Source organism: Citrobacter sp. Cpo040 (assembly GCF_030332915.1).
Taxonomy (GTDB): Bacteria; Pseudomonadota; Gammaproteobacteria; order Enterobacterales; family Enterobacteriaceae; genus Citrobacter; species Citrobacter portucalensis.
This window is the reverse complement of the sequence record NZ_JAOWGX010000034.1, coordinates 1,670,800-1,684,871: the sequence shown is the minus strand read 5'-3', so window position 1 is coordinate 1,684,871 and position 14,072 is coordinate 1,670,800. Positions and strand designations below refer to the sequence as shown.

The 14,072-nt window shown below is 55.4% G+C and carries 10 protein-coding genes; 5 read left to right on the top strand and 5 right to left on the bottom strand.

From position 1 onward, the window contains the following. Positions 1-45 precede the first annotated feature (45 nt). On the top strand, positions 46-939 hold the full coding sequence (hcaR, locus tag OGX86_RS12755; protein WP_286640160.1) for a DNA-binding transcriptional regulator HcaR: 894 nt from the start codon (positions 46-48) through the stop codon (positions 937-939). A gap of 3 nt (positions 940-942) precedes the next feature. Here the strand turns inward: hcaR and OGX86_RS12750 are convergent, their stop codons facing one another. Continuing rightward, positions 943-2,136, bottom strand: a complete 1,194-nt coding sequence (locus tag OGX86_RS12750; RefSeq protein ID WP_048215773.1) for an ROK family transcriptional regulator — start codon at positions 2,134-2,136, stop codon at positions 943-945. A 114-nt stretch (positions 2,137-2,250) separates the two neighbouring features. Between OGX86_RS12750 and OGX86_RS12745 the strand changes: the two genes are divergently transcribed. The 4 genes from OGX86_RS12745 (at position 2,251) to OGX86_RS12730 (ending at position 9,108) form a co-directional block, all read left to right on the top strand. Then, positions 2,251-5,517 carry a DUF5107 domain-containing protein gene (locus OGX86_RS12745; RefSeq protein WP_286640158.1) on the top strand — a complete coding sequence of 1,089 codons (3,267 nt, stop codon included), beginning with the start codon at positions 2,251-2,253 and terminating at the stop codon, positions 5,515-5,517. A gap of 72 nt (positions 5,518-5,589) precedes the next feature. Next, on the top strand, positions 5,590-7,029 hold the full coding sequence (locus tag OGX86_RS12740; RefSeq protein WP_048215775.1) for a sugar porter family MFS transporter: 1,440 nt from the start codon (positions 5,590-5,592) through the stop codon (positions 7,027-7,029). Beyond that, the gene (locus tag OGX86_RS12735) at positions 7,029-7,871 is read left to right on the top strand and encodes an aldose 1-epimerase (RefSeq protein ID WP_136392226.1); all 843 of its coding nucleotides are present in this window, start codon (positions 7,029-7,031) and stop codon (positions 7,869-7,871) included. The genes OGX86_RS12740 and OGX86_RS12735 overlap by 1 nt, the downstream gene beginning before the upstream one ends. A gap of 88 nt (positions 7,872-7,959) precedes the next feature. Then, on the top strand, positions 7,960-9,108 hold the full coding sequence (locus tag OGX86_RS12730) for a 3-phenylpropionate MFS transporter (protein WP_128316401.1): 1,149 nt from the start codon (positions 7,960-7,962) through the stop codon (positions 9,106-9,108). Here the strand turns inward: OGX86_RS12730 and csiE are convergent. From csiE to OGX86_RS12710, 4 genes are all read right to left on the bottom strand, one after another. After that, on the bottom strand, positions 9,103-10,380 hold the full coding sequence (gene csiE, locus OGX86_RS12725) for a stationary phase inducible protein CsiE (RefSeq protein WP_032944230.1): 1,278 nt from the start codon (positions 10,378-10,380) through the stop codon (positions 9,103-9,105). The genes OGX86_RS12730 and csiE overlap by 6 nt on opposite strands. Before the next feature lie 486 nt (positions 10,381-10,866). Continuing rightward, entirely contained in the window at positions 10,867-11,466 is a 600-nt protein-coding gene (locus OGX86_RS12720; RefSeq protein ID WP_048225048.1) for a KpsF/GutQ family sugar-phosphate isomerase, read from the bottom strand. After that, positions 11,463-13,100 (bottom strand): FGGY-family carbohydrate kinase, encoded by a 1,638-nt coding sequence (locus OGX86_RS12715; protein ID WP_008785469.1) that lies wholly within the window; start codon positions 13,098-13,100, stop codon positions 11,463-11,465. Before OGX86_RS12715 ends, OGX86_RS12720 begins: the two co-directional genes overlap by 4 nt. 17 nt (positions 13,101-13,117) lie before the next feature. Beyond that, positions 13,118-14,071 (bottom strand): ABC transporter permease, encoded by a 954-nt coding sequence (locus OGX86_RS12710; protein ID WP_003037658.1) that lies wholly within the window; start codon positions 14,069-14,071, stop codon positions 13,118-13,120. Position 14,072: the final 1 nt, after the last annotated feature.

The following is a 14,072-nucleotide window of genomic DNA, read 5'->3' as shown; positions in this document are numbered from 1 at the left end:
AATTTCTACCAGTTGAGACATTTTTTCGATAACAAGGAGAAGGGCATGGAACTGAGGCACTTACGCTATTTCGTAGCGGTGGCGCAGGCGCTGAATTTCACCCGAGCGGCAGAGAAGCTGCATACCTCTCAGCCGTCGTTAAGCAGCCAGATCCGCGATCTGGAAACGTGCGTGGGCGTTCCGTTGTTGGTGCGGGATAAACGAAAAGTTGCGCTGACGGCGGCGGGAGAGTGCTTTTTACAAGATGCGCAGGCGATCCTCGAACAGGCGGAAAACGCCAAAGTTCGTGCCCGTAAAACGGTGCAGGAAGATAATCATTTCGCCATCGGTTTTGTCCCTTCCGCAGAGGTAAATCTGCTGCCGAAGGTACTGCCTTTGTTTCGTTTAAAACAGCCTGATACGCACATTGAGCTGGTGAGTCTGATCACCACCGAACAGGAAGAGAAGATCCTGAGTGGAGAGCTGGATGTGGGCTTAATGCGCCACCCGGTGTACAGTTCGGATCTGGATTATCTGGAGCTGATTCATGAGCCGTTAGTAGTGGTTTTACCGGTGAATCATCCGTTAGCTAATGAGCAAGCAATCTCCGCAGAACAACTACACGGCGTGAATTTTGTCAGCACCGATCCGGCCTACTCTGGCGCGTTAGCGATGATTGTCAAAAACTGGTTTCAGCAGCAAAAAAGCCAGCCCAACATTGTGCAGGTGGCAACCAACATTCTGGTGACCATGAACCTGGTCGGCATGGGGCTGGGGGTGACTTTGATACCCGGTTATATGAATAATTTTAATACCGGACAGGTGGTTTTCCGCCCTATTGTTGGCGATGTTCCGACCATTGCGCTGTTGATGGCGTGGAAAAAAGGGCCAATCAAACCGGCGTTGACCGATTTTATCGCCACGGTACATGAACGTTTAGCGGTGAGCCTGACGGAGTAATGGCTATAACTCGCTAAGCTGTGACTCGACATACAGATAGCCAATGCCCATCAGTTGCTGGGTGCGATTAAGCTTACCGAAGCTTATCTGCGTGGCTCTGGCTCGCGGGTTATCGCCGTGATCGAATGGGTTAAACCCAGTTTGCTGCACCAGCGTATTGAGCCAGCTGTCGCCAAATGCGCAGCTACGCCCATACAACCATATTTGGTTAATATTCAGTATATTCAGAAAGTTATAAAGACTCAGCCCGATGGCGCTGGCGGCATTTTCGGCCCAGGCCTGAATGCGGACATCTCCGTGCTGCCAGGCCGCAATTAGCTGGTCAGTGGTGAGCGTTTCCGGATCGTAAAGGGATGTCGGCTGCGATTTCATCCACACCCGGGCCTGCTTTTTCAATGCGCTTAATGACGCTACGGTTTCCAGACAGCCATAGCGACCACAGTCACAGGCGACACCATCGGGATGAATGATGGTATGCCCAATCTGACCGCTGCCATACAGGCTACCGCGCCAGATGTTATCGTTAATCACAAACGATGAGCCAATACCGTAATCAACGTTAATCACGCAGAAATCACCGTTTGCCGCCGGGTTTTGCCATTTTTCCGCCAGCGCCAGCATCACGCAGTCATTGTCCAGCCGGACCTGCACGCCGAGCTTCTCCTCCAGCAGATATTTTATTTCCACCGGAGTTTTCCACGGGGCCTGGGGCATGGTTTTTGATGCACCGGTTATCGGATCAACTTGACCATGAACGCCAAGCGCCAGATTAATCGTCACATCGGGAAATTCCCGACGATACTCCCGCCAGTGTGCCGCCAGGGCTGACAGCAGCGCTTTTGGCGATTCGGGGTTGATGACTTCATGCTGCCAGTCGCCTACAGCCACCAGTCGCGCGTCCGCCAGTTGACTGGTGATGCTGGTGGGGGTGACGTTGATGCACAGCGTCCAGGCGCCTTTTTCTGGCAAATGATAGCTGCCGCTGCTCAAACCGCGCTGGCTTAAGGTTTCTCGCGAATGGCTGATTCTCCCTTCATCCATCAGTTCTTCGAGGATATTGCTGACCGCCGGGATCGACAGGCTGGTGAGCTGCGCCAGCTGTGACTTGCTGAGCTGTTTTTCCCGCCACAGGTGAGACAAAAAGATCTGTTTATTCGCCTGACGGACCCTGACGTTGTTGAACCCCGAACGCTGCATTCACTTAACTCCCTTAACTATATTGCGTGAGCATTGCGCATTTTAACGCCACCTAACTGCCGCAGAATAGCATCAAGTTGAATTTTTACTTTTGTTCATTGAGTGGAGAGCGGCATGTACGGTTCAGTTAAAGTCTGGCAGGAAACGATCACCCTCCCAACTTGGGCGGCGGGTGAAGAAGATGCCAACCCAATGTTTCTGGAAAAACGGGTGTATCAGGGATCTTCTGGAGCGGTTTACCCTTACGGCGTGATTGATACGCTGACCGGCAAACGTGAAATGCGCGACTATCAGGCGGTGTGGATGGAGAATGACTTCATTCGCATCATGCTGCTGCCGGAGTTAGGCGGGCGTATTCATCGAGCGTATGACAAAGTGCAGCAGCGCGACTGCGTCTACTACAACGAAGTGGTGAAACCCGCGCTGGTCGGTCTGCTTGGGCCGTGGATCTCCGGCGGTATCGAGTTTAACTGGCCGCAACATCATCGCCCGACCACCTTTATGCCGGTGGATTTTACTCAGCAGCAGGGTGAGCAGGGTGAATACACCGTGTGGATGGGTGAGGTTGAACCCATGCGCGGTTTACAGGTGATGACCGGATTCACGCTGTATCCGGATCGCGCGTTGATCGAGATAACCGGGAAGGTGTTTAACGGTAACGCTACCCCGCGCCACTTCTTATGGTGGGCGAATCCGGCGGTGAAGGGCGGCGACGATCATCAGAGCGTGTTCCCTCCGGATGTGACGGCGGTATTTGACCACGGTAAGCGCGATGTCTCAGCGTTTCCCATCGCCACCGGCACATACTACAAAGTGGACTATTCGGCCGGTGTGGATATCTCACGCTACAAGAACGTACCCGTACCGACCTCCTATATGGCTGAAAAATCAGATTATGATTTTGTTGGCGCGTGGCATCACGGCGAGCGTGGTGGGTTGCTGCATGTGGCCGATCACCATGTTTCGCCGGGGAAAAAACAGTGGACATGGGGATACGGCGACTTTGGTGTTGCCTGGGATCGTAATCTCACCGATGACAACGGTCCGTATATTGAACTGATGACCGGGGTCTTTACCGATAATCAGCCGGATTTCACCTGGCTTGCGCCGTACGAAGAGAAAGTCTTCGTGCAAAACTTCTTGCCCTACAGCGAACTAGGAATGGTGCAAAACGCCAGCACGCAGTTGGCGCTTCGTCTGGTGCGTGAGCGTAGCCAGCTTTCTGTGGGCGTTTATGCGATTGCGCCGCTACGCGATGTTCAGGTTACGCTTGCTGCGCACGGGCAGCCGTTCTATGAAAATACCCTCACCCTTGAGCCTGGACAGAGCTGGCTGGCCGATGTGTCTGACAATGGCCATGCCCGGGTGACGATGACCGTCACAAGCGTCGATGGCACTACGCTTTTGCAGTACGAAGAGCACATCGCGAAAGAATTACCGCTGCCTTCGGCGGCCGTCGCGCCAGCGCTGCCAGAAGCGCTTTCTAATACCGATGAACTCTATTTTATTGGTCAGCATCTGGAGCAGTACAACCACGCCAGCCGCTATGCCGAAGATTATTATCGCCGCGCGCTGGACGTTGATCCGCTGGACTACCGCAATAATGTGGCCCTGGGGACGCTGGCGCTAAACCGCGCCGACTGGGCGCTGGCGGCACAATGTGCTGGCAAGGCGCTGGAGCGGGCGCATAAGCTCAATAAAAATCCGCGTGATGGTGAGGCAAGTATGCTGCTGGCCGCCGCACAGGAACGTCAGGGCGATGATGACAGCGCGTGGGATAATTATTATAAGGCCAGCTGGAGCGGCAACTGCCGGGATGCGGCTTTCTGGTCGTTAGCGCGTCTGGCGATGAAGCGTCAGGACTACGCTGGCGCATTGGAAAAGGTCGAGCAGAGCCTGCGCTTTAACGGCAGTAATAACCTGGCGATGGGGCTGAAAGCGCTGGCGCTGGCAAAGTTTGATCGCAATGTGCAAGCGCTGGACTACATTCGCCAACAACTGGTTGATTATCCGCTGAGTTACACCCTGCACTATGCGCGCTGGGCTATTTGCCAGGATGAGGCCACTGCACAGGCGCTAATCTCGATTACCGGGCGGCGCGGGACCAACGCGTGTGAACTGGCAGGCTGGCTGACTTCTTTGGGGCAAAAGGATGCTGCCCGTAGCGTGCTGGAACTGCTCGACAGCCAGGAAACGCTGCCGATGCTGTGGCGCGCTTCGCTGAGCGATAATCCACAACCGTTCATTGAACGTGCTCGTGAGTGTCTGCAAAACCGCGTGCGCTTCCCCAATACGCTGGATGAAGTGCAGATGCTGCAAACTCTTGAGCAAAGTGCTTTTGCCCGCTATTTCCTCGGCTGCTTCTGGTACAGCAAACGGCGTTATGCCGAGGCGGTTTCCTGCTGGCAGTTCACGCTTGCGCAGGAAGCGGATTTCGCACCGGTACACCGTTTACTGGGAATCTATGCCTGGAACAAACTGCACGATGCACAGCAGGCGATGCAGTATTTGTCGCAGGCCGTGGCGCTGGAACCACAGAATGCTCGCTTCCTGTTTGAACTCGACTATCTCAAGAAGTTAATGGCACAACCCGCTGAGCAGCGTCTGCAGCGACTGGAAGCCAGTAAAGAGATTGTCTTCCATCGAGACGATCTGACGGTGGAACTGCTCAGCTTGTGGAATGGGGTGGGGCGCTACGACGATGCCGCCGCAGTGTTACGTGAACGCGTGTTCCATCCGTGGGAAGGTGGTGAAGGTAAAGCCACCGGGCAATATCTGCTGAATCAGATGCATCGTGCCCTTGCTGCCGTTCAGTCCGGCGACCTGCAAACCGCCATCGCGCAGCTGCAACAGGCGTTGCACTACCCACAAAACCTCGGGGAGGGGCGTCTGCCTGGGCAAACGGATAATGACATCTGGTATTTGCTGGGGCATTGCGCGCAGCTGCAAGGCCATTTCGAGGAATCCCAGCGCTACTTCTCCCGTGCGACGCGTGGCGGCAGCTCACTGGATGCCGGACGTTATTACAACGACCAGCCAGTGGACTATCTCTTCTGGCAGGGTATGGCGCAGAGAAAACTTGGCGATGACGCAGAGGCGGACGCTTTGTTCAATAGCTTCCTGCAATGGGTTGAGTCGCATCACGACAACGTGCCGGATGTCGATTTCTTTGCCGTATCGCTACCCGACCTGGTGGTGCTGGATACCTCAGCACAAGCAAAACACCAGCAACACTGCCTGTTTATCAATGCGCTTGGGCATCTGGGGCTGGGAAATAGCGCCGCCTGTCAGCGTGAACTTGATCAACTCCTGCAACTCAATCCGGCACATGACAAGGCATTACTGCTGCGTCACGCCATTAACGTAAGGCTTTTCCAGTAACACCCGAAACGGGTGGGGGTAACCTCACCCGAAACCTACTGTACCCTGCGTTTCCCTGAAAGAGGAATCATAATGAATAACGCGCAGACACATTTAAAGATTGGTTACGTCTGGACTATCTGCCTGGTTGCGGCCTGCGGAGGTTTACTGTTTGGCTATGACTGGGTGGTGATCGGTGGGGCAAAACCCTTCTATGAAGCATATTTCTCGATTACCGATCCGGCACAATCCGGCTGGGCGATGAGTTCCGCGCTGGTTGGTTGTATCTTTGGCGCGCTGATTTCCGGCTGGTGCGCCGATAAATTTGGCCGAAAAATGCCGCTGATTCTCTCAGCGATCCTCTTTAGCGCTTCCGCCTGGGGAACCGCCGTCGCCAGTAACTTCGATATGTTTATTGTTTATCGCATCGTTGGCGGCGTGGGGATTGGTCTGGCGTCTGCGCTAAGCCCACTGTATATCGCCGAGGTTAGCCCCGCTGAAAAGCGTGGTCGCTTTGTGGCCGTTAACCAGCTCACCATCGTCATTGGCGTGCTGGCGGCGCAGCTTATCAACCTGATGATTGCCGAACCTGTTGCCACAGGCGCTACGCAGCAGGCAATTGTTGAAAGCTGGAACGGTCAGACGGGCTGGCGCTGGATGTTTGGCGCAGAATTAGTGCCCGCGGTAATTTTCCTGGTGCTGATGTTCTTTGTTCCTGAATCGCCGCGCTGGCTGGTGAAAGCGGGAAAAGCCGATCGTGCGCGCGCCATGCTGCAGCGCATTGGTTCGGCGGAATATGCCGGGCAAACGCTGAAAGAGATTGAACATACGCTGCAAAAAGATAATCACAAGGTCGCGTGGTCAACGCTGTTACAACCGCAGATCAAACCGATCGTGATTATTGGTATGGTGCTGGCAGTGTTTCAGCAGTGGTGTGGGATCAACGTTATTTTCAACTATGCGCAGGAGATCTTCGCTTCTGCCGGATTCGACATCAACGGTACGTTAAAATCGATCGTGGCGACAGGGATCATCAATCTGGTCTTTACCCTTGCCGCTCTGCCACTGGTGGACAAAATTGGGCGTCGTAAACTGATGCTGTTCGGTGCATCAGGGCTGACGGTTATCTACGTACTCATTGCCGGGGCATACGGGTTGGGCATTATGGGCTGGCCGGTTTTGGTTCTGGTGCTGGCGGCGATCGCTATTTATGCCCTGACGCTGGCTCCGGTGACCTGGGTGCTGCTGTCTGAAATTTTCCCTAATCGCGTTCGTGGGTTGGCGATGTCGCTGGGGACGCTGGCGCTGTGGATTGCCTGCTTCCTGCTGACCTATACCTTCCCGCTGCTCAATGCGAGTCTGGGCGCGTCGGGAAGCTTCCTGCTGTACGGTGTGATTTGCGCGATGGGCTTCATATATGTTCTGCGTAATGTACCGGAAACCAAAGGCGTGACGCTGGAAGCGCTGGAAGAACAGCTGGCGGCGCAACATACAAAAGCTGGCACATCAGCCCAGCAACGAAGCGCCCGATAATGGATGGTCTGCTGACGCTACAAAACGCACATCTGCGGATGTGCGTAGACTCGCAGGGCGGTTCGCTATTAAGTCTGGTTTCGTTACAACATCAACAGGCCATTTTACGCGAAGGTCATGGTCAGCAACCCGGTGATTGCGGCCTGTTCCCGATGCTGCCGGTCGCGAATCGGGTGGCGGGAAATCGTTTTATGCTGCGCGGTGAAGAGGTGGTTTTACCTCAACATGGCGCAGATGACACCTTTTTCCTGCACGGTGACGGCTGGCTGCAACGCTGGCAGGTTATCACTGTCACCCAAAGCGGTTGTTTGCTGCAGTTGCGCAGTTGGCATCCCTGTGGCTACGACTATACGGCGCAGCTTTGCTATCAACTGGAAACCTCGAGCCTGCACGCCTCGTTGACGCTCACTCATTGCGGTGAGCAGCCAATGATTTACGGCTGCGGGTTCCATCCGTTTTTCGCCTTTGATAAGCGCAGTACGGCGCAGTTCACCGCAAGCGGCTACTGGCCTGAGGGGGAGCAGCATCTGCCGCTGGAATGGCAACGTGATATCCCTTCAGCGGCTGATTTCATGCATGCGCAATACGGTGAGGATAGCTGGCTGAATGTCGGATATTCTGGCTGGAGCGGGCGGGCCGTTATTCATCGTGATGTGATGAAAGTCACGATTTTAGCGCAAACTCCGTGGTTGATGCTGTTCAGAATGTCGGGTGAGGAGTTCCTGTGTCTGGAGCCGCAAACGCATCCGGTGAATGCCCACAACATGCAGGGGCAGCCGGGATTGCAGGTTTTAGCGCAGGGAGAACGCTGCCATTTTGCGATGCAAATTAGCGTCGAATAGGGCAAAAATCATGTTATCTGCCTGTTAATGCTCTCTTGCGCCAGCCTGCGTTTGTCGCCAGACTATCGCCTCCAAACGGGAGGGATTCATGGCTTTGCATTCCACGCGCTGGCTGGCGCTCGGTTATTTCACCTACTTCTTTAGCTACGGTATCTTTCTGCCTTTCTGGAGCGTCTGGCTCGAAGGGTTAGGGCTGACGCCGGAAACCATCGGTTTACTGCTGGGGGCGGGGCTGATTGCCCGTTTTCTCGGTAGTTTGCTGATTGCGCCGCGTGTGAGCGATCCCTCTCGGCTGATCTCAGCGTTACGTATTCTGGCCCTGTTGACGCTGGTGTTTGCGCTGGCCTTCTGGGCGGGAACCAACGTGGCGTGGCTGATGGTGGTGATGGTCGGTTTTAACCTGTTTTTCTCACCGTTGGTACCGCTGACCGATGCGCTGGCCAACACCTGGCAGAAACAGATAACCATGGATTACGGTCGGGTGCGACTGTGGGGATCTGTGGCTTTTGTGATCGGCTCCGCGCTAACCGGCAAACTGGTGAGCCTGTTTGACTATCGGGTGATCCTGGTCCTGCTATCGCTTGGCGTCGCCTCGATGCTGCTGGGCATGATGATTCGCCCGAGCGTGCAGCCAGCGGGTGAAAACCGTCAGCATGAGAATGCGGGATGGCCCGCCTGGCGCGCGCTGATAACCCAGAGCTGGCGTTTTCTTGCTTGCGTGAGTCTGCTACAGGGTGCGCATGCTGCGTATTATGGTTTCAGCGCCATCTATTGGCAGTCTGCCGGATATTCCGCTTCGGCGGTGGGCTATTTATGGTCACTAGGTGTGGTGGCGGAGGTGATTATTTTCGCGCTTAGCCACAAGCTGTTCCGTCGCTTCAGCGCCCGCGATCTGCTGCTGCTTTCCGCCGTTTGCGGGGTGGCGCGTTGGGGATTGATGGGCTGGAGCACCGAGCTGCCGTGGCTGATCGTGGTGCAAATCCTCCATTGCGGAACCTTTACCGTCTGCCACCTGGCGGCAATGCGTTATATCGCGGCACGCCAGGGGAGCGAAGTTATTCGTTTGCAGGCGGTGTATTCCGCGATAGCGATGGGCGGCAGTATCGCCATCATGACCGTATTCGCGGGCTATCTGTACCAGAATCTGGGCAGCGGCGTGTTCTGGGTGATGGCGCTGGTGGCGCTCCCGGCAATCGTTCTGCGCCCGAAGGTGGTCGCGCAGCCTGCAACGTTATGATTCGAGGATTTTGCGGATCTGCTGCTGCTGATGCGGCGTAAGCGCCAGATCCGCATGAATCAACGGGGGTGAAAATAGCGGTAACGGCGTGGTGTAAGGCGTAATAATCAGCGTTACGCCGCGCGGGGCACCCTCTTTTTGAAAGTCCTGCATCGGCATATGTTTTACGTTGAGCGGCAGCAGCGTCAGTTCGCGCAGCTGTTGCTCTATATGCACTTCAAGTTGTTCGTTACTACCGGTCAGCAGGATAATCTGCTTTTCGTGTAAATCCTTCTCCTGCATCAGCCAGGCGCCGAAAATAACGGCCACCAGCCCGATCTCTTCTTCGGAAAATTGCACATCGTATTCGGCCTCGAAGCCGTGAATTGCCTCACGGGTAGTACGAACCAGCCGGGGATAAAGGCGGCTGAACTCCTCCGGCAGCGTGTTATCAATGCCGATGGCAAACACGCTGCGGTTCAGTGCCTGAGCCAGGTGGATATACAACTGGTCATTCAGCCCTTGCTCATCGCTGAAGCGCACATTGCCATACTCGCGAAAACGCAGCACCAGCCGCGCAATAGCAAGACGCAAGCGGCGATCCTGCTGGTGATTATCGCGGATGGGATCGGGGATGCGAAGCATTGAGAACAGCAACGCCATAAACAGCGATTCGCCCAGCGGTGCACTCTGCATGACGTGGCGCTGCCAGTGACGGCCAATTTCCTCTGCGAGAGGATATTCCGCGCAGGATTGCGCCCAGCGTTGCTGGAGTGGGTTAAACTCCGGGGTGATCCCCGCATGGTGCTGTAGCAGGCAATACTGTAAATACAGGCGCAGGAACTGGATGTCACGACACTCAAACGGCTTCTGCAAGCGCCGGGAGCACAGATTAATGAGCGCATGCAGATTGGTGTCGTCATACAGCGTACGTGCGATCCCCCGTTGTTTTAGTTCTGCTTTTAACGCCGGGGTAAACTGCTGGGCGATAAAGGCAGGACAAATCCGCAGGCCACGGCGCAGCCACTGCAACAGACACAGACGCTGATTTAGCGGGGTTCCTTCGATCGTATAGCCACCATTCTGCGCGGTGGCTATCGCGAGCCGGTGATAGCGCTGGATTTCGAGTCCTGCGCCAATAATATCTTCCTGAACCGTGGCATCATCGACACCGTTGAGGCTGCTGAAGGTTTGTGTAGTAGCGATTTGCCCCGGCAGGAAAAGCGTCAGCAGCACCTGGCAACGGCGCTGGGGAGCGGAAAGTACAGATGGTGGGGCAAGCGTTGACATCATCTGTAGGATCTCCCGTGAGTATGTTTGATAAGAATAGTTAAAGTTTGCGCATAGATTTGAGGAATGGAAAGCTTTACGCCAGGAATGCTGGGGAGCGTCACAGAATTTTTAACGTGCGGAACAGATAGCGGTAGTGGAACGCAGCGCGTTAATCCGCTTTTTCACTGTTTTATCTTTTGTTTAGATATGCCAGAGATGTACTGCATGTCATGTTAAACATGATGGAGAATATTTTATTCCGCTATGGGGTTCCGTTCACCCCAGCGTTATCACTTCTCTGAATCATAGATACCCGTGAACGTGCAAGGGAGGCTCACCGCCGCCTCCCTTGCATCCCAGGCTCCCGGCGGGATTGTTAAGGGTACGGCGATAGTACCCTTAACACGTTCACAGGCAGTATCGTTTCAGAGAAGTGAAAAACATAAGGTGAACGTAGCAATATACCGGAGGCAACAGATTCATTACCTCCGAAACAGCTGTCTGGCGTTACTTACCACGACTCAGCGTTAATCCCACATCGCCGCCGGGATGCACCGCCAGCAGCGTCTCCTTTGAGTAGCCGCTTTCACTCATCAGGCAGGCGCAGGCGGCGTCAAAGATAGCCAGCACCAGTAAAATTGATGTGGTGGCCAACATGTTCAGCGGGTCGGCCTCACGCTGGACGCCGGTGGAAATCACCAGCCTCGACGCTTTAGCAATGGCTGAGTCGGCGTTTTCAGTCACGCTCAGAATCGACACATTTCGCGCAGTCAGTCCGGGCAGCAGCCGGGTGAGTTCGTCCGAATTCCCCCCACGCGACAGCATAATCACCAGGTCGTTGGCGCGTAAAAAACCGAGATCGCCATGCGCCGCGTCCGTCGCGTTGAGGTAGATCGCTGGGCGTTCCACGCACGCAAGCATATGCGCCACTTTACGCGCTGCGATGCCGGAGGTACCGACGCCGGTGACGACGATTTTCCCCTGACAGCCGCGCAGCTCCGCCATCAGAGACTGCCAGAGCGGTTCAGTCAGATGCTGCCCCAGACCCGCCAGGGCATCGCTATAGAGCTGAAATACGCCGGTGGCCTGAGACCAGGAGTCGCTCATGCGTCCTCCTGCATCAACTGGCGGTATTTCATATGATCCTGATACATCTCGTGGAATACCCGATATTTGCGATCGTAATACTGCTTAATGCGATTTGTTTGCGGGGTAACTGTTTTACCAATCCGACTCATCGCCGACATCGCTTCCGGGAATGTTTCGAATACGCCCGCGGCGATAGTTCCCATCATAGCACCACCCAGCAGCATGGCTTCGCTCTCTTCAGGCAGCAGCATCGCGCAGCCGGTGGCGTTGGCATGTTCCTGAACGAAGATTGGGTTTTTCGTCCCGCCGCCGCTGGCCATTATCGTATCGATGGTGTAGCCGCTTTGATTCATCGTTTCAATGATATGGCGGGTTCCCAGCGCAATGGCCTGGATGGTCGCAAGGTACTGTAGCGCCATATCTTCCGGCGTACGTGACAGTTTCAGTCCGGTGATGGCGCCCGTGAGCGTTGGGTTAGCGCGCGGCGAGCGATTGCCGTGGAAATAGGGCAGGATGTGCATATCGCGGGTTAAAAATGCGATATCTTCCGGTTCACCGGCCATTTTACGCAACAGCGCATTCAGCACTTCGTAAATGGTCTGCCCCTGAGATTTAGCCTGCGCCAGCAGGGTTTCGTAGCAAGGATGCGACTGAATAACGTGGTCGATTAACGCCCCGGTTGCCGACTGTCCACCTTCGTTAAGCCAGTATTCTGGCAGCACGGCTGAGTAGTAAGGACCCCAGACGCCGCCGATAAAACGCGGCTCTTTGGAAATCGCCATGTGTCCAGTGGAAGTGCCGCCAATCAGCGCGATACGACGGTCAAAATCCGCCACCTCGCCGGAAACACCGCTTGCCCCGAGCGTGCCGAGGGTACCGGCGTGGGCATCGATGATCGAGACGCTGACAGCGGTCCCCGGAATCAGCCCCATTTCGCTGGCGGCGCGCGCGGATAGCCCGTGACCGAGCGGTTCGCCCATGGTTTTCACGTAGCGACCAATTTTGGCAGCATCATGCTCCAGCAAATCTTCCAGCCCAATCTGGCGGAAATAGCTGGCATCCCATTTGTCTTCATGGCCCATATAGGTCCATTTACACACCGTCGAACACAATGAGCGCGTGTCATCGCCCGTTGCGCGCCAGGTCAGGAAATCGGGCAGGTCAAAGTAGTATCCCGCATTGGCCCAGGTGTTGGGCATATGTTGCTTCAGCCATAGCAGTTTTGGCGTCTGCATTTCCGGGGAGATAATGCCGCCAACGTAGTCCAGCACCCGATGATGCAGGGCGTTGATGCGCTCGGCCTGAGTAATGGCGCGGTGATCCATCCACACAATGATGTTCTGTTCGCTGCGCCCGGACGGGCTAATGGTCAGCGGTTTACCTTCTTTGTCCAGCACCACTAGTGAACAGGTCGCGTCAAAGCCGAGACCTTTCACCTGGATAGGGTTGATATCCGACTGGTTAATCGCATCGCGAACCGCGTTACACACCGCCTGCCAGATGTTATCGGAAGACTGCTCAACAAAATCGGCCTGCGGGCGGTAAATCTCGATGGCCCGGCTGGCCTGACCGACCATTCTGCCGTTGAGATCAAACACGCCAGCACGGGCGCTTCCGGTTCCGACATCCACACCAATAAAGTAACTTGCCATAATTTTTTCTCCTGAAATCAGGCTTTACGATTCTGTAATGCGATAAAGAGGATCAGCACCGCGCCCCACAGCGCCATCGTCAGATAGCTGCTGACCCCCAGCAAGTTAAGGCCGCTTTCCAGCATTTGCAGCACAATCAGTGCCAGCACCAGGCCGATAATGCGCCCGAAGCCGCCATCCGGGTTGATACCGCCGAGGACGGAGGCAAGGATGGTGACCAGCAGGTAGGATTCACCGTATCCGGCTTTAGCTGAGTTGAATTTCGCCATCATCAAAATGGCGGCGACCCAGCCGAGCAGGGCAGAAATCACGTACACCGAAATTTGTACCCGTACGGTATTTACGCCGCTGTAGCGGGTAGCCTGTTCATTGGAACCAACGAGATACAGGCTACGCCCAAGCGTGGTGTGTTCCAGCAGTACCCACAGCAGGATTGCCACCAGGAAAAAGAGCAGTAGCGCCACCGGAATACCGGCAATCGTGGCGTTACCAAGGTACTGAATGGCGGTCGGGAAACCGGAAATCACCGTCCCGTTGGAAAGCAGAATATTCAGCCCGGAGATAAGCGTCATCGTGCCGAGCGTGGCGAGAATAGGCGAGACCCCGACCCAGGCAATCAGCGCACCGTTGAGCGTGCCGATAGCCACCGCCACGGCAGCGCCTGCCAGCAGTGCCAGCACCAGAAACAGCGGGTTATCCGGATGGGTGACGATAATCGCCGCCATCACCAGCGAGCATGCGTTCGCCCCGGCAATAATCGACAAGTTAATGCCGCCGGTCAGCATGGTCATGCCCATCCCGAGGGCCAGCATGCCGAGGATTGGTAGCTGTGAGCCAATCGACTGGAAGTTAGCGACGCTGAAGAAACGGCTGCCGAGCAGGGCCGAGAAGACCAGGGCAACGACCACAATAATCACGCATTGCAGGCGAATGATGGCATCACCGGGTAAAAATCTGGCGATTGTTTTCATC

Excerpts from the sequence above, each read along its gene's own strand:
- hcaR (WP_286640160.1), top strand. The coding sequence starts at position 46 with ATGGAACTGAGGCACTTACGCTATTTCGTAGCGGTGGCGCAGGCGCTG.
- csiE (WP_032944230.1), bottom strand. The coding sequence starts at position 10,380 with ATGATGTCAACGCTTGCCCCACCATCTGTACTTTCCGCTCCCCAGCGC.
- OGX86_RS12745 (WP_286640158.1), top strand. The coding sequence starts at position 2,251 with ATGTACGGTTCAGTTAAAGTCTGGCAGGAAACGATCACCCTCCCAACT.
- OGX86_RS12750 (WP_048215773.1), bottom strand. The coding sequence starts at position 2,136 with ATGCAGCGTTCGGGGTTCAACAACGTCAGGGTCCGTCAGGCGAATAAA.
- OGX86_RS12715 (WP_008785469.1), bottom strand. The coding sequence starts at position 13,100 with ATGGCAAGTTACTTTATTGGTGTGGATGTCGGAACCGGAAGCGCCCGT.
- OGX86_RS12740 (WP_048215775.1), top strand. The coding sequence starts at position 5,590 with ATGAATAACGCGCAGACACATTTAAAGATTGGTTACGTCTGGACTATC.
- OGX86_RS12710 (WP_003037658.1), bottom strand. The coding sequence starts at position 14,071 with ATGAAAACAATCGCCAGATTTTTACCCGGTGATGCCATCATTCGCCTG.
- OGX86_RS12735 (WP_136392226.1), top strand. The coding sequence starts at position 7,029 with ATGGATGGTCTGCTGACGCTACAAAACGCACATCTGCGGATGTGCGTA.
- OGX86_RS12720 (WP_048225048.1), bottom strand. The coding sequence starts at position 11,466 with ATGAGCGACTCCTGGTCTCAGGCCACCGGCGTATTTCAGCTCTATAGC.
- OGX86_RS12730 (WP_128316401.1), top strand. The coding sequence starts at position 7,960 with ATGGCTTTGCATTCCACGCGCTGGCTGGCGCTCGGTTATTTCACCTAC.